Source organism: Nocardia sp. CA-120079, assembly GCF_050955745.1.
Taxonomy (GTDB): Bacteria; Actinomycetota; Actinomycetes; order Mycobacteriales; family Mycobacteriaceae; genus Nocardia.
This window is the reverse complement of the sequence record NZ_CP192088.1, coordinates 5,158,567-5,180,308: the sequence shown is the minus strand read 5'-3', so window position 1 is coordinate 5,180,308 and position 21,742 is coordinate 5,158,567. Positions and strand designations below refer to the sequence as shown.

The 21,742-nt window shown below is 64.8% G+C and carries 25 protein-coding genes; 12 read left to right on the top strand and 13 right to left on the bottom strand.

The annotated features are described in order from the left end of the window. The first annotated feature begins 133 nt into the window (after positions 1-133). Positions 134-943, top strand: coding sequence for an NAD(P)-dependent oxidoreductase (locus tag ACQPYR_RS23800; RefSeq protein ID WP_433621168.1), 810 nt, complete (start codon positions 134-136; stop codon positions 941-943). 366 nt (positions 944-1,309) lie between these two features. Here the strand turns inward: ACQPYR_RS23800 and ACQPYR_RS23795 are convergent, their stop codons facing one another. Continuing rightward, positions 1,310-1,525 (bottom strand): DUF397 domain-containing protein, encoded by a 216-nt coding sequence (locus ACQPYR_RS23795; protein ID WP_433621167.1) that lies wholly within the window; start codon positions 1,523-1,525, stop codon positions 1,310-1,312. A 19-nt stretch (positions 1,526-1,544) separates the two neighbouring features. After that, the gene (locus ACQPYR_RS23790) at positions 1,545-2,408 is read right to left on the bottom strand and encodes a helix-turn-helix domain-containing protein (protein ID WP_433621166.1); all 864 of its coding nucleotides are present in this window, start codon (positions 2,406-2,408) and stop codon (positions 1,545-1,547) included. A 257-nt stretch (positions 2,409-2,665) separates the two neighbouring features. Here ACQPYR_RS23790 and ACQPYR_RS23785 point away from each other — a divergent pair, with 257 nt between their 5' ends. The 5 genes from ACQPYR_RS23785 to ACQPYR_RS23765 all read left to right on the top strand — a co-directional run bounded on the left by ACQPYR_RS23785 (position 2,666) and on the right by ACQPYR_RS23765 (position 4,978). Beyond that, a complete protein-coding gene (locus tag ACQPYR_RS23785; RefSeq protein ID WP_433621165.1) occupies positions 2,666-3,022 on the top strand; it encodes a hypothetical protein in 357 nt (118 codons plus the stop codon). Continuing rightward, positions 3,022-3,363: a hypothetical protein gene (locus ACQPYR_RS23780; RefSeq protein WP_433621164.1), complete on the top strand. Its 342-nt coding sequence runs from the start codon at positions 3,022-3,024 to the stop codon at positions 3,361-3,363. The genes ACQPYR_RS23785 and ACQPYR_RS23780 overlap by 1 nt, the downstream gene beginning before the upstream one ends. A gap of 18 nt (positions 3,364-3,381) precedes the next feature. Continuing rightward, positions 3,382-3,636, top strand: a complete 255-nt coding sequence (locus ACQPYR_RS23775; protein WP_433621163.1) for a hypothetical protein — start codon at positions 3,382-3,384, stop codon at positions 3,634-3,636. A 15-nt stretch (positions 3,637-3,651) separates the two neighbouring features. After that, positions 3,652-3,822: a hypothetical protein gene (locus ACQPYR_RS23770; protein WP_387293658.1), complete on the top strand. Its 171-nt coding sequence runs from the start codon at positions 3,652-3,654 to the stop codon at positions 3,820-3,822. A 223-nt stretch (positions 3,823-4,045) separates the two neighbouring features. Further along, entirely contained in the window at positions 4,046-4,978 is a 933-nt protein-coding gene (locus ACQPYR_RS23765) for an Rpn family recombination-promoting nuclease/putative transposase (RefSeq protein WP_433621162.1), read from the top strand. 36 nt (positions 4,979-5,014) lie between these two features. Here the strand turns inward: ACQPYR_RS23765 and ACQPYR_RS23760 are convergent, their stop codons facing one another. After that, positions 5,015-6,202 (bottom strand): acyl-CoA dehydrogenase family protein, encoded by a 1,188-nt coding sequence (locus ACQPYR_RS23760; RefSeq protein ID WP_433621161.1) that lies wholly within the window; start codon positions 6,200-6,202, stop codon positions 5,015-5,017. Positions 6,203-6,371: 169 nt separating this feature from the next. Here ACQPYR_RS23760 and ACQPYR_RS23755 point away from each other — a divergent pair, with 169 nt between their 5' ends. Both ACQPYR_RS23755 and ACQPYR_RS23750 read left to right on the top strand, forming a co-directional pair. Further along, the gene (locus tag ACQPYR_RS23755; protein ID WP_433621160.1) at positions 6,372-6,881 is read left to right on the top strand and encodes a DoxX family protein; all 510 of its coding nucleotides are present in this window, start codon (positions 6,372-6,374) and stop codon (positions 6,879-6,881) included. Beyond that, positions 6,881-8,404 carry a long-chain fatty acid--CoA ligase gene (locus tag ACQPYR_RS23750; RefSeq protein ID WP_433621159.1) on the top strand — a complete coding sequence of 508 codons (1,524 nt, stop codon included), beginning with the start codon at positions 6,881-6,883 and terminating at the stop codon, positions 8,402-8,404. Before ACQPYR_RS23755 ends, ACQPYR_RS23750 begins: the two co-directional genes overlap by 1 nt. Before the next feature lie 278 nt (positions 8,405-8,682). On the opposite strand, the gene ACQPYR_RS23745 is transcribed toward ACQPYR_RS23750, so the two are convergent. From ACQPYR_RS23745 to ACQPYR_RS23720, 6 genes are read right to left on the bottom strand one after another with little or no spacing between them, the layout of a single operon-like run. Continuing rightward, the gene (locus ACQPYR_RS23745; protein WP_433621158.1) at positions 8,683-9,093 is read right to left on the bottom strand and encodes a PaaI family thioesterase; all 411 of its coding nucleotides are present in this window, start codon (positions 9,091-9,093) and stop codon (positions 8,683-8,685) included. 34 nt (positions 9,094-9,127) lie between these two features. Next, positions 9,128-10,699 (bottom strand): AMP-binding protein, encoded by a 1,572-nt coding sequence (locus ACQPYR_RS23740; protein ID WP_433621157.1) that lies wholly within the window; start codon positions 10,697-10,699, stop codon positions 9,128-9,130. After that, positions 10,692-12,284 (bottom strand): class I adenylate-forming enzyme family protein, encoded by a 1,593-nt coding sequence (locus tag ACQPYR_RS23735; RefSeq protein WP_433621156.1) that lies wholly within the window; start codon positions 12,282-12,284, stop codon positions 10,692-10,694. Before ACQPYR_RS23735 ends, ACQPYR_RS23740 begins: the two co-directional genes overlap by 8 nt. Next, positions 12,274-13,785: a class I adenylate-forming enzyme family protein gene (locus tag ACQPYR_RS23730; RefSeq protein ID WP_433621155.1), complete on the bottom strand. Its 1,512-nt coding sequence runs from the start codon at positions 13,783-13,785 to the stop codon at positions 12,274-12,276. The genes ACQPYR_RS23735 and ACQPYR_RS23730 overlap by 11 nt, the downstream gene beginning before the upstream one ends. Beyond that, the gene (locus tag ACQPYR_RS23725; RefSeq protein WP_433621154.1) at positions 13,785-14,588 is read right to left on the bottom strand and encodes an enoyl-CoA hydratase/isomerase family protein; all 804 of its coding nucleotides are present in this window, start codon (positions 14,586-14,588) and stop codon (positions 13,785-13,787) included. Before ACQPYR_RS23725 ends, ACQPYR_RS23730 begins: the two co-directional genes overlap by 1 nt. Next, positions 14,585-15,388: an enoyl-CoA hydratase/isomerase family protein gene (locus ACQPYR_RS23720; protein ID WP_433621153.1), complete on the bottom strand. Its 804-nt coding sequence runs from the start codon at positions 15,386-15,388 to the stop codon at positions 14,585-14,587. Before ACQPYR_RS23720 ends, ACQPYR_RS23725 begins: the two co-directional genes overlap by 4 nt. Positions 15,389-15,503: 115 nt before the next feature. On the opposite strand from ACQPYR_RS23720, the gene ACQPYR_RS23715 reads away from it, so the two are divergent. Together ACQPYR_RS23715 and ACQPYR_RS23710 are read left to right on the top strand one after the other, a co-directional pair. After that, positions 15,504-16,217, top strand: a complete 714-nt coding sequence (locus tag ACQPYR_RS23715; protein ID WP_433621152.1) for a PaaI family thioesterase — start codon at positions 15,504-15,506, stop codon at positions 16,215-16,217. After that, a complete protein-coding gene (locus tag ACQPYR_RS23710) occupies positions 16,214-17,110 on the top strand; it encodes an enoyl-CoA hydratase/isomerase family protein (protein ID WP_433621151.1) in 897 nt (298 codons plus the stop codon). The genes ACQPYR_RS23715 and ACQPYR_RS23710 overlap by 4 nt, the downstream gene beginning before the upstream one ends. 9 nt (positions 17,111-17,119) lie before the next feature. On the opposite strand, the gene ACQPYR_RS23705 is transcribed toward ACQPYR_RS23710, so the two are convergent. From ACQPYR_RS23705 to ACQPYR_RS23695, 3 genes are all read right to left on the bottom strand, one after another. Beyond that, positions 17,120-17,848 (bottom strand): TetR/AcrR family transcriptional regulator, encoded by a 729-nt coding sequence (locus ACQPYR_RS23705; RefSeq protein WP_433621150.1) that lies wholly within the window; start codon positions 17,846-17,848, stop codon positions 17,120-17,122. A gap of 105 nt (positions 17,849-17,953) precedes the next feature. After that, positions 17,954-18,763, bottom strand: coding sequence for an enoyl-CoA hydratase/isomerase family protein (locus ACQPYR_RS23700; protein WP_433621149.1), 810 nt, complete (start codon positions 18,761-18,763; stop codon positions 17,954-17,956). A 108-nt stretch (positions 18,764-18,871) separates the two neighbouring features. Continuing rightward, the gene (locus ACQPYR_RS23695; protein ID WP_433621148.1) at positions 18,872-19,264 is read right to left on the bottom strand and encodes a VOC family protein; all 393 of its coding nucleotides are present in this window, start codon (positions 19,262-19,264) and stop codon (positions 18,872-18,874) included. A 175-nt stretch (positions 19,265-19,439) separates the two neighbouring features. On the opposite strand from ACQPYR_RS23695, the gene ACQPYR_RS23690 reads away from it, so the two are divergent. Both ACQPYR_RS23690 and ACQPYR_RS23685 read left to right on the top strand, forming a co-directional pair. Continuing rightward, positions 19,440-19,745, top strand: coding sequence for a hypothetical protein (locus tag ACQPYR_RS23690; RefSeq protein WP_433635226.1), 306 nt, complete (start codon positions 19,440-19,442; stop codon positions 19,743-19,745). Between the two features lie 81 nt (positions 19,746-19,826). Further along, positions 19,827-20,717, top strand: coding sequence for an alpha/beta hydrolase (locus ACQPYR_RS23685; protein WP_433621147.1), 891 nt, complete (start codon positions 19,827-19,829; stop codon positions 20,715-20,717). Between the two features lie 233 nt (positions 20,718-20,950). Here ACQPYR_RS23685 and ACQPYR_RS23680 read toward each other — a convergent pair whose 3' ends face one another. Continuing rightward, positions 20,951-21,658 carry a S1 family peptidase gene (locus ACQPYR_RS23680; RefSeq protein WP_433621146.1) on the bottom strand — a complete coding sequence of 236 codons (708 nt, stop codon included), beginning with the start codon at positions 21,656-21,658 and terminating at the stop codon, positions 20,951-20,953. Between the last annotated feature and the right edge of the window lie 84 nt (positions 21,659-21,742).

Sequence of the window (21,742 nt, the reverse complement as noted above, 5' to 3'; positions counted from 1 at the left end):
ATATCCGCGAGCGGAGAACCGGCCTCTCGTTCCCGTATCGCCGATCCACCGAAATATATATCGTATTGTCTATCGTAAGTGCAACGGTAGTTTCTGTGGAGGCTGCTCCGTGGATCGAGTGAGGAGTGCGCGGATGTCGCAGGTCATCGGGTTTGTCGGTGCGGGACAGATGGGCGAACCGATGGTGGTTCGGTTGGTGCGGGCCGGCTATCGGGTGGTGGTCTACGCGCGCCGTGAACCAGTGCGGGAACGCTTGCTGGCATGCGGTGCGGAGGTCGTGGATTCGGTAGCCGCGGCCGCCGCGGCCGCCGATATCGTGATCGTCTGCGTGTTCTCCGATGCGCAATTGGTCGAGGTAGTAGGCGGCCCCGACGGCGTATTGGCGGCAGCGGGCCCGGATACGGTCGTGGTGTCGCATACGACGGGCGCGGTGTCGACGGTAAAGGATTTGGCGGCAACGCATCCGGAGGGACCGGTGCTGTTGGACGGGCCGGTGAGCGGTTCGGCCGAAGATATCGCGGCGGGGAAGTTGACGGTGCTGCTGGGTGGTCCGGCATTGGCGGTGGAAGCGGCGCGCCCGGTCCTCGAGGCCTATGCCCGAACGATTGTCGCCACGGGTGGGCTCGGCAGTGCACTGGGCGTGAAACTGGTGAACAACGCCCTGTTCGCCGCGAATGCACAGCTGGTGGCGCTCGCGGCGGAGGTCGGCAGGCGATTGGGCGTCGAGGACACCGATTTACTGGATGCGCTGGCGGCGTGCAGCGGTAACAGCTTCGCGGCCACTTCTATTCGGCGCACCGGGGGATTCCCGAAATTCGAACAGTTGGCGGCGCCTTTCCTGCGCAAGGATGTTGCGGCCTGTGTTGCCGCGACAGCCGATCTCGGCGTCGATCTCGGCCTGCTCGGCACCGTCATCGCCGACGGGCCGTTCGAGCTCGGGTGATCACCAGTCCGAACAAGCCGGTGCCGAGACGGTCGTCGGTACGCCGCGGCGCATACCGGGACATCGGATCGTCTCACTCCGGTTCGTCGACAACCAGCCGTGTACGTCCTTGCATACCCCCTCTCCCACACCCGAGCGCAGCAGGTGGGATTCGTCGCCGACGCACAACAAGTCTCGGGATGTCCCGCGCACCGATTCGCGCGCCGCGCATGGTTTCGCCCGCGATTTCGCGCGCGGCGTGATACAGGCGCGCGGAAGCGTATGTCGATTCCGAGGCAGCTTATTCGGTAGGGGGTAGGGCAGAAACACTAACGGCCCCAGTCCATTACGTGTTGGACTGAGGCCGTTGTCTACGATTAGGTCTTGTTACGAAGTGGGGCGGGTGAACTCACCGTCTTGCACGCCCGCGGTGAAGGCGTCCCACCCGCCCGGAGTGAATACCAGTGCCGGGCCGGTCGGATTCTTGCTGTCACGAACCCCAACGCCACCGCCGTCCAGGAATGCCACCTCGACACACTCGTGGTTTCCGGAGCTACGGGTGCTCTTGAACCATTTCGCACCCGCTAGGCGGTCATCGTTCACTGTCTCGAGTCCTTCCGTGCTACCTGCCGCAGCAGTGCTCTGCTGGCCACTGCATCCAGCGCTGTGTGCTGGATCGTCGCAGACGCCCGCCGGTGCAGCTCGACGTCCGCCTGTTCCTCAAGGTACATGTCGCCGGATAGTTCTCGACGTAGACGACGGTCGGTTCGGCTACGCCGTTCGTTTTGGGTTCGAAGTCGAGGATGACGAACGGTCCCACTGGTGTGCCAAGTGGAAACCCTGCCTTGAACGGCAGGATGCGGATCGAGATGTTCGGCTTCGTGCTCATATCCGCAAGATGTCGGCACTGAGCCGCTGTGATCGCCTCGCTTCCGACGATCGTGTGTAGGACACATTCATGGAGGACGAGATCGACGGTGACCGGCGATTTCTTGCGGGTGAGGATGTTCTGGCGCTGCATCTTCAACTCGATCCGGCGATCGTGCTCCTCCTCGGATTCCTTCGGGAAGTGGATCCGATTCAGTGCGCCAATGTAGTCGGCCGTTTGGAGCAGGCCGGGCACCAGATCGGGTCGCCAGATCTCCATCGACCGCGCGTCGGTCTCCAAGCGCATATAGACATCGAGGTTTGCTCGAATGAGATCGTTGTACGGGTTGTACCAAGTCTTTTCGGCCACCTGCCGAGCCAGCTCGATCATGGCCGCGACTTCATGGTCCGGAATTTCGAGGATCTTGCCGAGTTCGACGAGATCCCGGTCCAGCACCTTGCCGGGTTCTCCTCGCTCGAAGCGCGCGTACCTACTGTGGCTCCACTGCATCGATTTCGCGACCGCCTCCTGGGTGAATGACGTGTTCGCCTCGCGCTGTCGGCGGACGAACTGTCCCAGCTGGCGTCGTGGCAGTGAAGTGTTTCCCGCAAAGACCATCGCAGGTCCTTGGCACTATCAGAAATGACAGGGGTCGACTGCCGTAGTGGCAGGCGCCCTGCGGTTTCGAATCACTTTCGGAGAGATGCTGATTCGGTAGTGCCGTGTTGACGGTCGAGTGATCTGATGTGCAGACGCCCGGGGGGAAGGCTTCGACGCGAGAGCCCGCCTGCTGGCTCGACGGTCCCATCCCATTCGAGGCCGGGTGCCCAAAGATTCGGTACGACCGGAGGTTCGCAATGATAACGAACAAGCAAGTGACACAACCGGATACACGCCGAAGTGTCCGGCCGAAAGCTGTCGGATTCGTGCGCGGTGACGTTTCCGGACTCGCGGCACCCGAGCACGCGCGGGCCGTGACGCGGCACGCCGAGTCGTTGGGTTATCAGTACGTCTACACGATACGGCCGCCGCAGGATGCGTCCGATCCGATCGGATATGCCGTCGGTATCGCGGCCGGGCTCGATGTTGCCGCGCTAGTTGTCTATGAGCTGGCTCATGTCGACGATCAACCGGCACGGGTATGCGAGGACTTCGATCTCGAAACCGTCTGTCCCGCAACTGCTTGGGTCCGGGCAGCGCGCCCTGGACCTCGTGCGGTGGGCGCGGCGTGATGAGCCAGGAACTGACCTTCACCCTGCCGGAGATCTGCGAGTACGCGGACATCGAGCTGGCGCACGAACTGAAGCGCACGCACCGTACCTGCCGGATTCATCGTTGCGCGTGGAAGGCGGCTGCGTACTACACACTGGTCGATGCCGGACGGCTCGTCCCGCAATCGGTGACCCCGCGTGAGCGGACCGCCGCCCGGGGGATCGCCTTCCCTACGTTGGACAGCGAGCCGCGCCCCCTGCATGGGCTGCCCCTGCGCACATTGCACGAGGTGCTGGACAAGCTCAACGAGCTGGCATCGCCGGTGTCCGGCGCACTCGCGAACGATCACGGCAACGACTGACTTCGAACGGGGTCCGGTATGAGTGAGCGTCGCACCGAGGTCGACGGCTGGCGGGCGGATTGGCGGATCGATCGCCACTGCATCCGAATAATGCTGGTACGCAACCCATCCGAAGCGCAACCGCTGCTGTCCGCCCCGACACCTGCCGTCGCACCGGACCTGGCCGAGCTGCGCGAGCGGTTCCCGGAACTCTCGCGATTATGGGACGCGATCCGGCACGAATACTGGGTCGAATTCTTTGTCCCCCAAGAACATTCACAGGGAACTATCTAGCGAAAGGAGTATCCGGTGACTTCCGATCCGGAATCGGTCCGAGAGCAGCAGCTCGCCAGTCGTGCCGAACGAGCGGGCTACCTGCTGGTGCGCGATCAGCGCTGGACACTGCTCGACGCGGAAGACGGCGAAGCGCTGTATTCAACAGCGTCATTGGACCTCATCGAGCAATGGCTGTCTCAATGACGCATCCGACGGATTCCCGCCACCGCACGCCACCACCTCGATTCGCTGTCAATTGCCCGACAATTCGACCCGACAGCGTGGGCGGTCCGGGACGAGCAACCCGCGGTGTGAATCGACCTGGCGTGCAACGTCGCTCGTTCGGCCGCCGTGTCGGTGGGCGGTAGTACGGTGCGCCACATGGCCGCGAACCCGTCGAACCCGCACGACGCATACTTCCCGCAATGTGCTCGGCCGACCTGCCGAGGCGGCCTCGGAACTACGTCTGGTATTGCCGAAGGAGATTGTGGCGCGCCTGGATTGGTCCACGCTCGAGGTGCAGTCGGGTACATTCGTGTCCGATGAGTTGCGGTCCCGCCAGAGTGATCTGCTGTTCCGGACCCGCCTCGACGGCCGCGATGCGTTCGTCTACATCCTGTTGGAGCATCAGAGCCGCAGTGACAATCTAATGCCGTTCCGGATGCTCGAATACATAGTCAATATCTGGAACCATTACCTGCGCTCCCAGCCCGATGCGCGACTACTGCCGCCGATCATTCCGGTTGTCATGCACGTCAGCCCGAACGGATACCGGTGGACGGCGCCCATGGACGTGGCGGAGCTGATCGATGCTGACGCCGACGTCCGGGCGGCGCTCGGGGATTACCTGCCGCGATTGCGGTACGTACTCGACGACGTCAATGCCGTCGATCTGCCCGCACTACTGCAACGACCGCTGAGACCCGCGACCAAGGTCATGCTGTGCCTGCAGAAAATTGTGTCGGGCAACCCCGACCTGGTCCGGCAACTCCTGCTCCTCCGCACCGAACTGCGAGCCGTTATCGCAGGTCCAGGCGGGAAACAGGACTTCGGAACCATCGTGAAGTACATTTTGTTCGTCGGCGATATAGATGCCGACGACCTCGATCCCCTCACCGATCAACTCGGGCCGGAAGCCAAGGAGGCCATCGTGACGACCGCTGACAGGTTGCGTGCAGAAGGTGAAGCACGTGGGGAAGCGCGTGGGCGGGCGGTGACATTGATCGAGCAGTTGACGTTGCGGTTCGGTCGGCTGCCCGCGTCGGTGGAGCAGGCTATTCGTGATGGTGGGTTGGATCAGTTGAAGGTGTGGACCGCGCGGGTGCTCACGGCGAGCAGCCTGGACGACGTCCTGGCCTGATCGCGGTTTCACACCGGTCGCGCTGTCGACGCGGGTCTATTGCTGACGGCGCTGGGCGTTCTTGACGAGTCCGCCGCCGATGATCAAGCGCTGGATCTCGCTGGTGCCCTCGTACAGTCGCAGCAGCCGGACATCGCGGTAGATGCGTTCGACGGCCACATCACGCATATAGCCGGTGCCGCCGTGCACCTGCACCGCCAAATCGGCTACGTTGCCCGCCATTTCGGTGCAGTACAGCTTCGCGACCGATGGTGCGATGCGCCGGTCTTCGCCCGCGACCCAGCTGCGCGCCGCGTCGCGCACCAGCGCCCGGCCCGCCATGACCCCGGTCTGCATATCGGCGAGCATGGCCTGCACCAGCTGGAACTGTCCGATCGCAGTGCCGCCCTGAGTGGCCGTCGCGGTGTAGGCCACCGATTCGTCGAGGGCGCGTTGCGCGGCGCCGACCGCGAGCGCGGCGATATGGATCCGGCCGCGGGCCAGTGAGGTCATCGCCGCGCGATAGCCGATATCCTCGCTGCCGCCGACCAGCGCCTCCGGACCGACGCGCACATCCTGGAATCGCACCTCGGCCGTCCACGCGCCGTCCTGACCCATCTTGCGGTCCTTGGGCCCGACCTCGACGCCGGGGGAGTCGGCGGGCACGAGGAATACCGCGATTCCGGCGCCGTCCGCGTCGGCGGGGCGGGTGCGCGCGAAGGCGACGAACAGATCCGCCACGGGAGCGTTGGTGATGAATCGCTTCTCGCCGTTGATGATCCAGTCCGCCCCGGAACGCACTGCCGTACTCCGCAACGACGCCGGATTCGAACCCGCCCCGGATTCGGTGAGTGCGAACGAGGCCACCACCTCACCGGAGGCAATGCGCTCGAGCCATCTCGACTTCTGTTCCTCGGTGCCGAATCCGACCAGTACCTGTCCCGCGATTCCGTTATTGGTGCCGAACATCGACCGCAACGCGAGCGTGGTGTAGCCGAACTCCATCGCCAACTCGACGTCCTGTGCGAGATCGAGGCCGAGCCCGCCCCATTCCTGGGGGATGGCGTATCCGAAAAGTCCCATCGCCTTGGCCTGTTCGACGATGTCGTCGGGCATCCGGTTCTCTTCGGCGATCTCGCGCTCCCGCTCGACGACGACGGCTCGGACGAACTTCCTGGTCTGGGCCAGGATTTCGCGGAAATCCTCCGGTGCGACCGCATCGACGCCGGTGGATGAACTCGTCATGACATGGCCTCCTGGAATCCGGCATCGGCGCCGGTGTCGTCGTTTCGCTTGACCGCTCAGCAAGTGTCTATAACATTACTGTAATGCCAGCGGTATGTAATACGGTAACGCTCGGATGCGGCCGCCGTGCGCCGGGTACCACCTCCTTCTCGATGTATTGGTTGCTGCGATGAATGCTTATGACGTCGGTCTTTTGCTACTGCGAGCCTGCCTCGGTCTGACCATGGCCGCACACGGATACGGCAAGATCTTTTCCGGCGGACGGCTCGCCGGGACTGCCGCGTGGTTCGACAGCATCGGAATGAAACCTGGGGTGCTGCACGCGCGCCTGGCGGCCGGCTGCGAGGTCGGCTTCGGTATCGCACTCGCGGTCGGCTTGCTCACCCCCGTCGCCGCGGCCGGATTCGTCGCACTCATGGTGGTGGCGGCGTGGACCGTCCATCGTTCCAATGGTTTCTTCATCGTCGGCAACGGCTGGGAGTACAACATGGTGCTCGCGGTGACGGCGATAGCCGTAGCGACACTCGGCGCCGGGCGGATCAGCATCGATCGGCTGGTTTTCGGCGTGGATCAACCCGATGGCTGGGTAGGTCTCGTGATCGCGGCCGGTCTCGGCGCGGTATCCGGTATCGGGCAACTCGCGATCTTCTACCGGCCGCAGGCCACGACGGTTTCCTGATGTCGAAACGGACGACGTCGTCGGCGCGCTACGAAAATGGCGACGGCACTGCGGAATTCGCGAACCAATTGTCGGCTCGACTCGTCGACTACGGCGACCGGCCGTGTATCGAGTTCGAACAGCGGTGGTATACGGGCGAGGAGATCGTCGACTACATCCGTGCGATCGAACTCGCGCTCGCCCGCGCCGATGTTTCCATATCCGAGCGGGTCGCCATCGTTGTTCGCAACCGTGTGCCGCATGCCGCGGCGGTGCTCGGATGCATCGCCCGGTCTCGCCCGATCGCCATGATCAACTCGTATCAGTCCGCCGAGTCCATGGCCCGTGATATCGAGGAAGTGCGGCCGAGTGCCGTCGTTGCCGACCGCCAGGATTGGACCGACGCGGTGGTCGCGGCCTGCGAGCGAGTCGGCAGTGCCGGGGTTTCGCTTTCGCTGGATCCGCCGCAGACCGAGACGGTAATGCCGCGCAATCACGCCAAGGGTCGCGGCTCGGATCGGATCGCGGAGGTTCCTGCCTTGCACATCTTGACCAGCGGAACGACGGGACCGCCGAAGCGGGTGCCGATCCCGCTGTCCGCACTCGAACATACGGTCCGGACTATGACCGGCGGCGCAACCGCCGCACTCGACGATCCGCCGGAATTGGTGTACTGGCCATTCGGTAGTGTGGGCATCTGCCAGCTGCTCGCCGGCCCATTTCTCGGCAAGCGCATGGTCCTGCTGGAGAAGTTCAGCGTCGAACAGTGGGTTCGCGCGGTCAAGACCTACCGGATCAAGCGGGCGGGCGTGCAGCCGACCATTCTGCGAATGATTCTGCAAGCCGATGTCCCGCGCGAAGATCTGGCATCGCTGGAATATCTGCCCGGCGGTTCCGGGCCGCTGGAAGCCGAACTGCGCGCGGAATTCGAGCAGCGCTACGGTATTCCGCTGCTGTGGGCGTATGGGGCAACCGAGTTCGCGGGTTCGGTCTGTGCGTGGACACCCGAGTTGCACCGCCGATTCGGTGCCACCAAGGAGGGCAGTGTCGGCAGGCCGCTGCCGGGCGTACAGGTCCGCGTTATCGACGCCGCGACCGGATCCGAAGCGGCGGTCGGCGCGCAGGGCTTTCTGGAAGCCAAGGTGGCTGTGCTGGGCCAGAATTGGGTGCGCACGACCGATCTCGCCTCGGTGGATGCCGACGGTTTCGTCACCGTGCACGGCCGGGGCGACGGCGCGATCAATCGCGGTGGATTCAAGATCCTGCCCGAGACCGTTCGCGAAGTGCTGCTCGGGCATCGAGCAGTCCGCGATGCCTGTGTGGTCGGTGTGCCCGATCGGCGGCTCGGACAGGTGCCCTTCGCGGCGGTGGAGGTGCGGCGCGGTGTCGCTGCCCCAGTTGAGTCCGAACTGAAAGAACTGGTCCGGCAAGCCCTCCCGAGCCATCACGTGCCCGTCGCGATCGCGGTGGTCGAACAGTTGCCGCGCAATGCGGCATTGAAGGCGAAGCTGGACGAGGTGGCGGCCATGTACGGCCGCGACTGAGGGCACCTCCCCAGTCACGGCGCTGTCTCGAAACTCCGCGTGACCGCGGTGGTACTCATCGGCCGGCTCTGTCGAACTCCGCATCCTCGGTCACCTAGTATCGTGTCCAGATAGCTTCTGCCGTATCGCTGCTCGGTCCCGGGTTCGGTCGAACGTAGTCGAATGGTGGTCGCCCAGGGCGAATTCGACCGCCGTATCACTACGGTCGGCGAGCTGCTGGAGGCGGATAGCGCAGCAAGCAATCTGGACGCGGCACTAGAAGATTCGACGGCGTTCGGCTACCGCTCTGTGGAACCGGTGTTGAAATCGACCGTGGCGAAGTTGACGGTCGCGAGTGCGGCCAGCTCTTCACCCGGCATGCCGCGCACTTCGACTTGGACCACGATGGACCGCTTACCCGCGTGCACGATCTTGGTCACGGCGCGCGCCGCACCGTCGGTGATGGGGCGGAAATAGCGCACACTCAGATCCGAGGTGACCACGCCGCCGCCGTTCGGCCGCGTCGCCAACGCTGCCGTGCCCGCCGCGATATCGGCCAGTGTCGCTATCAGCCCGCCCTGTAGTCCGCCCGAGGTGTTGACCACGTGCGGAGCGACCGGAAGCTCCCAAACAGGTGAGTCGTCCGCGCCGCCATTTCGGCGGAATCCGATGTGGTCCAGGAGCCCACTGATCGCTTGCATCGCTGTCATGTTTTCGCTCACTTTGTCGTCGAACGCACCGTATTCAGTTACTGGCCCGGCGCGACAAGAGGTCGCGCAATGCCGTGATATCGACTTTGCCGGTCGATCCGCGCGGGATGCACTCGTCGGACTCCAGCAGTAACCAGATCGTCGGCACCTTGAACGCACTGAGCCGTTGCCGCGCGTGGGTGCGGAGCCGATCGATGGCGATCTCACCCACCACGGCCGCGGCCACCTGATCACGTTGGCCCTGAACGACATTGGTGACGAAGGCGTTCTCGACACCGCCGATACCGCGCAGGGCCTGCTCCACCTCACTGGGATAGACGGTGGCGCCGCTGACCTTGAACATGTCGTCGGAGCGGCCGTGATAGAACAGGAATCCGTCTTCGTCGAGATGGCCGAGATCCCCGGTGGGGTAGAAGCCGTCGACTGTCAGCAGGTCTTCGCGTCTGCGGCGGCAGATGCCGCGCAGCGTGTGCGGTCCGCGCAGTTGGATCGCACCCACCGTGCCCGCAGGTGCCGGGCGGCCGTCGACCGGATCGACGATGCGCACCTCCATCCCGGGAAACGGTCGTCCGCAGCTGCCCGACGCGGTGTCGGGCATGTCGGTGTCGGCGCGGTAACCGCAGTAGGGGCCGAAGGATTCGGTCATGCCGAACAGGATGGCGCGCGCACCGGGTCGCGAGCGTTGCTCGGACGGCAGCAATGCCTCGAGGCTGCCCGGCCGCAGCGTCGAGAGGTCGGCGCCGATCGTATCCGCCTGGCGCGCAAGTGCTTCGGCTTGATCGGGCCAGCCGCGAAAGAGGGTGACCCGCTCGCGTTCCAACAGCCGCAAGGTGGTCTCGGGTCGCGGAATCGCCTCGGTGATCAAGGTGGCGCCAGCCAGCAGCGCGGACAGGATGCCACCGCCGAAGCCGCCCACCCAGAAGAAGGGCATCGGCAGGTACAGTCTGGTGTCGCCGTCGATGCATCGGCTGGCGAGTCCGGAGCGCACGGCGCCGAATGCGTTGCCGTGCGAGTGGATTACGCCTTTGGGCAGACTTCGGCTTCCGGAAGTGAACATGATCGTGAGCGGATCGGCGGCGGCGACGGTGCGCGCCAACGCAGTGGCGACCTCGGTGGCCGTTACAGAAACCGCCAGACCATTCACCTGATCGACCGTCCACACCCGGCGTAGCGCGGGCAGCGCAGGGTTGTGGATCGGCCCGTCGTCGTGTGGTCCCAACTCGTCTCGAAGGCCCTCGACGTAGCGGTGCCCGCGGAACTCCTCGACCGTGATCACGAATTCCACTGCGGCGACACGTAATTGAGCGACCAGTTCCGTGCATTTCAGCAAGGTGCTGAGCGGGACCAGCACCGCGCCGATACGCGTGAGCGCGACCGCGAACTGCACCCAGCGAACGCTATTGGGCATGATCAACCCCACCCGGGTGCCCTTGCCGACACCGGCCTCGACGAATGCCGCGGCCAGCCGGTGTGTCGTCGCATCGAGTTCGGCGTAGGTCAGGTGTGTGTTCGGATCGATGACCGCCGAGTCGGCTCCATTGCGGTCGGCGCGCAGTCTTATCAATGCGTCGACCGTGCATGCGGTCGCCGCGACATCCTCAGGCATCGAACATCTTTCGGAGTCGTTGGACATCGACTTTGCCGTTGGAGAGCATCGGAATGTCCGCGGCCGGTGCGAAGACGAACCGTTCGGGAACCTTGTACGCCGAGAGTTCGGATCGAAGTCGCTCCCGCAAGTCGTCGATGACGCCCCCGTGCGGTGTCACGATCACCGCCGCGACCGTCTGACCTCGATCCGGATCGGGCATGCCGAGCACATGCGCCGTGCACGCGGTGATCTTGGTGATGGCCTTCTCGACCTCGTCGGGCGAGACGTTCGCGCTGACGGTCTTGATCATCGAACCATGTCTGCCGATGAAGTAGACGAAGCCGTCGCCGTCGACGCGCACCAGGTCACCGGTGTGGAACCAGCCCTCGGCGTCGAAACTCTCCTCCCGGCTGCGCTTGTAGTAGCCCTGCATGACATAGGGCCCGCGGATGCACAGCTCGCCGATCTCACCGGTCTCGACCTCGGCACCGCTGTCCGGGTCGACGATCCTGATGTCGAATCCGGGGGCGGGCTTGCCGAATGATCCGCGGCGCTGCTCGGGCTGATCGGATTCGTCGCCGCTGAGCAGGACCACGCTGCCCGCCTCGGTCATGCCGAGCATATTGTGGCGCAGCTCGGGATCGCGGGGGCGCAGCTGCTCGGCCATGATCGAGTACAGGTTGCCTCGGCGCATGCTGGACAGATCGCGATCGGCGTAGCTGGGGTGCCGGGCGAGGTGGGCGATGGCGACCGCGAAACCATTTGTCATCGTGGGCTTCTCGGCCTCCAGCAGATCGAGGGTCGCACCCGCGTCGGTGGCGTTCGAGCACACCAGGGTCGACCCCGCGACCAGGGTCGCCAGCAGCCCGAAGGCGAATCCGCCGATCCAGAAGAACGGCGAGTTGCAGAACAGGATGTCCGCCTCGGTGAGTCCGCGGATCTCGTTCAAGTTCTTCTGATGGTCGAGTAGTGCGCCGTGCGTGTGCACGACCCCCTTGGGCGCGCCAGTGGAACCGGAGGTGTAGATGATGGCCAGCGGGTCCGAGCTGTCGACATCATGCTCCATCGCGGTGAGCAGTGCGTCGTCGACGGACTCGGCGAAGTGGTCGAGACCCTCGATACTGCGGACTCGGCGCGCGTCCGTGCCGTAGCTGATCGCAACGTGGCGCAGCTGGGGGACCGCACTGCAGAGCAACCTGCCGCCGGAGCCGAACTTCGAGCTGGTGAGCACCTCGGCCAGCCGCCGGACGTAATCGTTGGAGCGAAAGCTCGCGGCGGCCAGCAGGATTCGGATATCACCGTCGACCAGCTGCTCGCGTAACTCCCTGGCGGTGGCGAAGGTCGAGAACGGGACGATCACAGCGCCGATCCGCGCGGCCGCGAGTGCGCCGACGACGAAGTCGGCGCTGTTGGGATACAGCAACCCGATATGGGTGCCTTTACCGGCCCCCAGTGCGATGAGGCCACGGGCCAGCCGGGCCGAGCGGCGCTGCGCTTCGCCATAGCCGAGGCGTTCGTCGTCGCAGATCAACAGCGGATGATCGGGCCGGGTTCGGGCGTGCCGATGCAGGAACTGTGCCACGGTGGGGGAGTCAGTGACCATTGTCGCCTCGTACGACCGAGGCGGGTTCGCTGAAGTGACGGCGCACCGCGCTCAGATCCGCCTTGCCCGACGGTGTTCGTGGAATGGCCTCGACGATGACGATCCGAGTGGGAATCTCGTAGGCCGCCAACCGTGTTCGGAGGAACTCGACCAGTTCGCTGGTTCCGGCTGTCTCGCCGTGGCGCAGTTCGACCAATGCCACCGGCGTCTCCCCGAGACGCTGGTCTGGCCGGGCCACCACGGCCGCCCCCTGCACGGCGGGATGGCTTTCCAGGGCGCTGCGCACATCGTCGGGCATGATCTTGAACCCACCCCGGATTATCGCCTGATCGGCCCGCCCCAGGATCCACAGAAATCCGTCCGCGTCGATGCGAGCGATATCAGTCGTGCGGATCCAGTCCGCCGACGGACCCAGCTGTCCGGGAATGACTTCGAGCAGGCCGGGCTGGTCGGCCCCGAGGACCGCACCGTCCTCGTCGACGACCCGCAGCCGTGCACCGCCGCTCGCGCGACCGACACTGCCGCGCTTGACATTCCAATAGCTCTGGTGATCGGCCAGCGTCCAGCCCGCGACGCCGCCACCGAATTCGGTTGCGGCATAGGACGTCAGGACGGGGATACCGAACTTCTCGTAGAAGCTGTCGGCATCGGCGGCCGACAGCGGTGCCGTGCCGGAGGTGACGACGCGGATGCCCGCCAGATCGTCCTTGCCCAGATCCGAATGCAGCACCGTGCGCAAAGCGGCGGGCACAAGCGATACCGCGGCCGGACGATGCGCACGCACCGCCTTGGCCCAGCTGCCCAGTTCGAACCGTGGCAACAGCACGAACGGCCGGGCCTCGACGACGCACTGCAATATTCGGAATATGCCGCCGATGTGGACCAACGGCGCATTGACGATCGCGACACCGCGTCGTGGTTCGCTCGGCGGCGTCGCACGTCTCGGGTCGGGGCCGAGCACGCTGCGCGCAAGCATGTCGTACGTGATATCTACGCGCTTCGGTGGCCCGGTAGTCCCGCTGGTCAGCATGCGCACCGCAACCCCCGGCTGGGCGGCACCGAAATCGTGCGGATGCCCGGTCGCATGCGGCTCCACATCCAATTCCGAGATCGACACCGTCGCCGTGTCCGATTCGGGCGTGACCAGCGCTGCGAGATCGCTGGCACGGCCGATGACCAGCGGCAGCCGCAGCGCGGCGATATCGGCGCGGATCCGGTCGTCACCACGTGCCGGATTGATCACTACGACGCTGCCGCCACCCAACAGGACGCCGAGAAATGCGGCCACATGCTCGGGCCGATTGCGCAGCAGAATGCCGACCTGTCGGGGTTCGGCACCGGGCGCGGTGGTGTAGGAGCAGATGCGACGTGCCATATCGCCGAGCAGTCGCCACGAGAACCACCGATCGTCGTACTCGATCGCTGGTGCGTCCGGCCGCAGGTCGAGCACATCGGCGATGCGTCGAATCAATGGATGGTCCTCGCCGGGGTAATCGTTCATCACCGGATCCTTGGTTCGGTCGGAACGCGCTGCGGCGCAGCGCCGTTGCGCTCGTCGGCCAGTTGGGCGGTACCGATCGGATTGCCCAGGCGCGTGTAGATGAGTCCTTGGTCCAGCGCCGCTCGATAGGGCTTGTCGAGTGATTCCCAGATCGCCTTGACCGTGCCTTGCGTGGCCGCGGGTGGTTTGGCGGCGACGGTGGCGGCGATCTCGTGTGCGCGGGCCCAGAGTCGGTCGCGCTCGACGACTTCGGTCACCAGTCCGATGCGCAACGCGGTTTCCGCGCCGACGCGTTCGTCATTGCCCATCAGCGCCATGCGCAAGGTGTCGCCGAGGCCGACGCGTCGCATGAGCCCGACGGGTTCCAATGCGGAGACCAGGCCCGCCGAAACATGTGAGTCGAAAAAGGTGGCCTCGGTCGAACAGATCACGATGTCGGCCTCGTTGACGAAATAGAACGCACCCGCGGTGCAGAGACCGTGCACGGCGCAGATCACCGGTTTCCACATCTTCTGCCATTTCGGGCTGAGTGCTTCGCCGGGATCGTCGTGATGCCACACACTGGCGGGCTGCCCATAGGGTTTCTTGATATCCAAACCGGCGCTGAACGCCCGATCGCCCGCCGCGCGCACCACGACGGCATTGACCTTGTCGTCCAATTTGACGGTGTGCCAGGCACGTTCGACTTCCTCGCACATGGTGCGGTCGAAGGCATTGAGGCGATCGGGCCGGTTCAAGGTGATGGTCGCGACCCGGTCGACCGGATCGATCTCCAGCAATATGGTCTCGAATTCGGTACTCATCGGCACTGCCAATCCGGGGTCCGCTTTTCGATGAAGGCCTGAGGCCCCTCGAGCGCGTCCTCGGTGCGGGTGACACGCTCGCGGAACGATTCGGCGAGCATCTCCGCTTCGTGCAGCGGCACGTCCAGGCCTTTGACGATGGCCAGGCGAGTGCCCCGAACCGCGAGCGGCGCATTGGAGTTGACGACGTCGGCGATCTCGTGTGCGCGCTCGATCAGCCGATCGTGCTCGACGACCTCGGTGATCATGCCCAAGTCGTAGGCGCGCTGGGCGCTCATCCGTTCGTGCTTACCCATCAGCGCCATGCGCAGCGCGACCGAACGCGGTAGCACCCTGGCCAGGCGCACCACCTCGCGGCCCGCGACCAAACCGATGCTGACGTGCGGGTCGAAGAATGTCGCCCGCTCCGAGGCGATGACGATATCCCCGGTGGTCACCCAGTCGAGCCCTGCGCCGCAACACAATCCGTTGATCGCGGCCAGTATCGGTTTGGTCATGGTGCGAAACGGCGGTGTGCCCTCCTGTGGGGCTTCCCACTGCTCATAGGTGGACAGATAGGGCCGTTCGTTGAGCACCTTGCCGTCGCCGGGGATGGCCTTCACATCCGCGCCGGTGCAGAAGGCTCGCCCGGTGCCGGTGACGACGATCGACCAGACCTTGTCGTCGTTTTCCGCCTCGTCATAGGCGGCCCGCAACTCGGTGATCATGTGCGTGCTGAGCGCATTGAGGGCGTCCGGCCGGTTCAGGGTGACGGTGGCCGTATGCCCGTCGACGTCGTATCCGATGGTGTCGAACGGCATGGGATTCCTTCCTGGGCACGGCTGCTTGCGCGCACTACTGATATATATACAGTAGACAGTACCGTTAGGCTTCTGCAAAGGTAGCGGATACGCATCGACGACGAAAAGAGGTCCGATGGCCGAGCATGGGCAGACACCCCCGAGCGGCGCGACGGTGGCCACCGGATCGGCGATTCGGTTCGGCGAGCAACCGCTGCCGCAGACCATGGCCGCTGCCGCTGCCATTCGCAGGCTCAGCGGGTTGCTGCTGTCGTTGGAACATTCCCATCCGACCGTCGACACCATGCTCGGGCGATTCGTCGAATGGGAGCGCGAACTGCGCCTGGCGGTCCCGCCGGACCCGGCGCCACGGGTCGGTGCCGACCAAAGTGCTTCGCAGCGGGTCTATCTGGATCACGCGTCGGATATCGGCGCATTCAATCCCTGTTTCCCGCAATACCGATTCGACCATCTCGGTATCGACGCGGCCGCAGGGCGGGTCACCTTTCCGCTGGTGCACGAGGGGCCGCCCGGGCTCGTGCACGGAGGGTTCCTTGCGGTCTTCTTCGACGCCGTCGTCCAGCACCAGAGCTGTGCGGTCGGCCTGACCGGCAAGACCCGCTCGCTCAATGTCACCTATCGCCGTCCGACACCGATTCTCGTCGAACTGCGATTCGAAATCGTCCGGTCGGTGCGGGAGACCGGCATCGAATCGATAGCACGGCTGATTCTGGAAGACGAGGTGCTGTGCACGGCAGTCGTCCAGACCGTCGCCTTGCCGCCCGAGCGGCTGACCGGGGCGCGATACGGAAAGCGATCCCCGAAAGAGAAGGAAGAGACACACCGATGACCAATTCAAGCGCCGCCGACGGCCGCGTGCTCTACCACACGGACCCCGACAAGAGGATCGCCACTGTCACGCTGAACAATCCGGGTCGGCGCAATTCCTACGATGCGGCAATGCGCGACGGCCTGGCCCGATATCTGGACGAGGTCGCCGAGGACGATGACATCACCGTCGTCCTGCTGCGCGGGGCGGACGGTGTGTTCAGCACCGGCGCCGATATGAACAACGCCTACGGCTGGTACGGCGAAAGCGCCGGAAACGGCAAGCAGCCGACCAAGAGTCGGCCCAGCCAGCGACGGCGGCTGACCGTGGACCGCAAATCGTTCGACTTCTATCACAACTTCCTCGGCTTTCCCAAGGTCACTGTGGGCGAGATCGGTGGCTACGCACTGGGCGGCGGTTTCGAAATGGCGCTGATGACCGATATCTCGGTGATCGCGCGGGATACGAAAGTCGGCATGCCCGCGACCCGTTTCCTCGGCCCCGCGCTCGGCAGCCTGCATATGTTCTTCCACCGGCTCGGTCCGGTGCTCGCGCGCCGGCTGCTGTTGACCGGCGACATCGTCGAGGCGGGCGGCATCGAACATCTCGGCGTCTTCACCGAAACGTGTGATCCCGCGGTGGTGAGCTCTCGGGCGCGGTACTGGGCCGAGAAAGCCGCGAAGATGCCTGCCGACGGTGTCGTCATCGCCAAGGAGGCGTTCCGCCTCGTCGAGCAGAGCCAGGCATATCAGGGCGAGGAAGTGGCCAGCTATCTCTTCCACGCATTCGGGACCAATTTGCAATTCGCCCCAGGCGAATTCAACTTCGTCAAAACACGCGCGGAGCACGGGACCAAGGAGGCATTCCGGCTGCGCGACGAGCACTTCGATGTCCCGGAACCCGAGGCGCCGTAGCGAGTCAGCTCACGAAGGGCCCGGCGCGATTGTTGCTCGCCGGGTCTCGATCAGCCTGCTCGCGTCATCGAGAATGCATTTCAGACCGTATTCGAAGTTCCGCTCATCGGGGGCGCCCGATTTCCGGCCCTTGGCCATCGCCTCGGCGAGCAGCGGAGTCGTCTCGGGCGCGATCAGGATATCGTCGTAGTACGCGCCGCCCTCGGCATCGAGTTCTTTGTTCTTGTCGTAGAGCCGTTGCAGCACAACCGATCCGCGAATGTGCAGATTTATCGCGGAATAGGTGTCGAAAGCCTCGTCGACGGACAGCCCGGCCTCTACCAGGCTGGCTACCGCCTGCTCCATCTGCGTCGCGCCCAACTTGGCGGCGTGCGGGCTCAACGCCGACCTGATCAGGATCAGGTCGCAGAGGATGGGATTTCCCAGAAAAGTCTCGCGCATCATGTGCGCGTGTTTACTCAGCGTCTCGCGCCAATCGCTGGCCTCGACGAACGGCGTCGCGAAGACGTACCGACTCAGCGCGCGGTCGGTCATCGCGTTCAGCAGGTCGTCCTTCTTGCGGAAATACCAGTAGATACTGGTGACTCCAACGTCGAGATGCTTACCGAGCAGCGGCATGCTCAGGCCGTCGATCGACACCTGTTCGGCGAGTTCGAACGCGCCCTCGATGATGTCGGCGGCATTGAGAGAACCGCGCTCACGCCTCGGCCGCTTGGCTGCGGCGCTCCTTTTCGTCATTCCAGCTTCCATTTCCGTGTGGGAGGTCGAAGCTAGCACAGCAAACCATACCGATGTTATTACTGTTGTCACGCTTGGGGAGATGGTGGCGTGCGCGATGTCTTGCTATCGACCCTGGAAATCCGGTGGGCGACGCTGCTGGAAGGCGGCCAGGCCCTCCTTGAAATCTTTGGTGCGGCAGGCGAGTTCGAGGGCGAACAGTTCGCGGTTCAGTGCTTCGGGCAGGGTGGTGTGCTGGTTGTGATGGATGGCCTGTTTGGTGAGCCCGAAGGCGATGGTCGCCGTCGTGCCGAGGCGGGTGAGTAACGCCTCGGCGCGCTGTTCGAGTTCGGTGGGGTCGGTGGCCTGATGGATCAGGCCCCAGTCGGCCGCGTCGGTGGCCTGGACCTTCTCGCCCAGCAGCAGCAGTCGTTTGGTGCGGGTGAGGCCGACGAGGCGCGGCAAAAGCCAGGTGGATCCGGTGTCGGGACTGAATCCGCGGGCCAGGAAGGGCTCCCAGAACACGGCATCGGCGGCGGCGATGGTGAAGTCGGCCGCGAGCGCGAGGTTGCATCCCATACCGGCCGCCCAGCCGCGGACGGTACAGACCACGGGCAGCTGGATGGTGTGGACGAGTTCGATGACGCGGTGCGCGGTATGCGGTATGCGCCGGACGAGGTCGCCGGTTCGGGCTCGATTGCCGTTGCTGTTGGTAGCTACCCAGTCCACCCCGGAGCAGAAATCGTTGCCCGCGCCCTGGATGTGGATGACGCGCAGGGTGTCGTCGGTGGCGGCGGCGGTGAGCGCGCTGACCAGATCATCGATCATGGTGGGGCTGAGTGCATTACGCCGGGCAGGGCGGTCCAGGGTCAGGCGCAGCAAAGGGCCGTCGCGGTGGGTGTGCACCGTGCCGTCGGTGGTGTCGTCATCGCTCACTGTTGTACCCGCGTCTTCTCCGGCCGCTCACGGTTCACGGCATACTGTTATATATACAGTATCTGATACTGTCAGATGTGACGCGAGTCGGCGGATGGCACGCCGGTGCTACCAGGGGATGACCTGACCGATGCCGAGCATGTTGCCCTCGCTGTCGCGGAACCACGCGCCCCGCTCGGCTCGTCCCTTGCTCGGATAGTTGCCCTCGATGTCCATGATCCCGTTCACGGTGCCGTCGTATTCCTCGAACACCACGCCCCGGGCACGCAGGCCCGCGACGGTTGCCTCGATGTCATCGACGTAGAAACCCATCTGGGTGAACGAGCCGTCGGACGCACCGGCGGAGGCGAACAGGCAGAAGACACCTGTGGCACCTTCATAGCGCAGGCCGCCCTCGCGTTCCTCGACCGGTTCGAGCCCGAGTTTCTCGGCGTACCAGCGGCGGGCGCGGGCCAGGTCTTTGGTGGGTATGCGGGCTTCGATGTGTGCGTTGCTCAGCATCCTCGTCATGCTAGCCAGCCGCGCGCACGGTATCGGCCCGATCGGTATTGCCTCGGATTTTCCTGTCGGCGGGCGTACGTGCTGGAAGACTCGTGTCGGAACGGTCACCGTGACTGAGGGAGTTTGCGACGTGGAGGTCGTGTACAACATCGTCGTCGTCGCCCATCTGCTGGGTATGGCGGCGGTTATCGGCGGGTATGTCGCCGGGCAGCCGGGCGTATCCGAGCTGATGGTGTGGGGTGCGCGGGCACAGCTCGTCACCGGTCTGATCCTGGTGGGTATGGCCGATTCGATCGATTCGCTCGGCAAGGATCCGAATATGGCGAAGATCGGCACCAAGTTGGTCATCTCGGTGCTGGTTGCCGCATTCGCCGAGATCGGTCGTGCGGACGCCAAGAAGGGGAAGCCGGTGCCGTGGATGACGCACGCGTCCGGTGGTTTGGCGATCGTCAATGTATTCGTCGCGGTGCTGTGGACCTGATCTGCTGGCGCGCACGGACTTCGACATCGCGCCACCCGCGCCGTACCTTCGTTACAGGACGGAAGTAATGGAGGGCATCGGATGCGGGTCGATATCGAATTCACCAGCGGCGCAGTGACGTTGCGGGGCTGGCTCTTCAGGCCGGAAGCGGCCTCGGGCCCGGTCCCGCTGGTGGTGATGACACACGGCTTCGCGGGCGTCAAGGAATGGGTTGCCCCGTTCGCGGAAGTGTTCAGCGAAGCGGGCCTGGCTTGTCTGGTGTACGACCACCCGGGATTCGGGACATCCGATGGCGAACCGCGTTACGAGGTCGACCCCGTCGCTCAGATCGAGGGTTATCGCGATGCGATCACCTTCGCGCAAACCCTGGAGGGCATCGATCCGGAACGCATCGGGATCTGGGGAACCAGCTTCGCGGGCGGCCACGTGTTGGTCGTGGCGGCGACCGATCGACGCGTGCGCGCGGTGGTGTCGCAGGTGCCACTCACCAACGGCTGGGCCAACTTCCGCAGTCTGGTCCCCTCCATCATGCTGCCCGCGGTCCATGCGGCCATCGCCGCCGACCGGCAAGCCCGCGCCTCGGGCAAACCGCATCAGACGATCAACGCGGCATCCGACGATCCCACCGAACTCGTCGCCATGCCCGGTATCGAGGTCTACAACTGGTTGATGGCCAACGGCCCGCAGATCCCCACCTGGCGCAACGAGGTCACCCTCTCCAGCGTCGACAAGTTCCAGTCCTACGCCCCGGAAGCCTTCCTACGGCGCGTCTCTCCGACGCCACTGCTGATGGTGATCGCCGATCAAGACACTCTCACGCCCAGCGATATCGCGCTGCAGAGCTACGCCGACGCCCTGGAACCCAAACAACTGGCGCTGATTCCAGGTCCCCACTTCGCCGTCTACGAGGAGCAGTTCGAACGAGCGTCCACCGTCGCCCGCGAGTTCCTGCTCGCCCAGCTGAGCGGATAACGCCTTCGGGCGAGTGGGTCGCGCCGAGCCTGGAGCAGCGAGGGCGACGGCGTCGGCAGGGCCAGCGTGTGGCCGAGGGCTCTCAGGTGTAGCCGGGCCGCGGCCCATACGCATGGATGTGTAGCGGCGGCGCCGGGTTCGAAGTCGATGCGGGTGATGCCCTATCTGCTCGACAGTCGGCGCGTTTCGGCATCGAGTGTACGAACGGATAGCCCGGAATTGGGCCCATGAACTCAGAGTGGCCGGAATCCGGTACCGACGGCGTCCGACTGATTCATCTCATCCAGGATTACGCCGATGTCGATCGCGACGGCCGGATCGTGCACGGCCGGCGCGGCGCCGCAGGCGACGTCGAAGACGGTCACGCCGGCCACCACGATCCCGATGTGCCCGATATTCATCCCGACCAGGCGGTCGCCGAGGGTGACCGGCCCGCCCGAATCGCCCGGCCTCGAGCAGAGCTGGCTCCGGAACCACCACTCGTGCGTATCCCACACCACACCACAGTCGAAGCCGGAGGTGCGGCCGTTCTTGCAGACGATATCGCCCGGTCGCGGCGGTGCGCCGATGCCTCCGATGAAGGTCTGCGCCACCTGGCGAACCGGTGTGACCTTGGTGCGGTCGAATTCGATGACGGCGTAGTCGTTGCTTTGCCCGACCGCGGCGACGGTGCCGATGATGCCCGCCTGCTGTGTCTCGGCCTGGACGGACATACCGACATCGGCGCAGTGTCCGGCGGTGAGTCCGATCATCCGGCCGGCTCTGTCATAGCCGACCGTCGTGACGGTGCATACCGCTCGACCCTCGAGCAGGACGCCCGAGCCGCCGCCCACTGTCGCCGTCTGTGCGGCCGTCGCGTCACCGGGGAGCCCAGCGGGCGCGATGACCGCGATGACCGCGGCCACCAGCACGCGTATCCCGATCCGGCCCATAGCAACCATGTCGCTAACTGTCCGCCGTGGTCGCAGCTTCTCGTGTTCGCTTGCGTTGCAGGTGGGAAACAGTTTGATGTCGCCGGCCGTGTT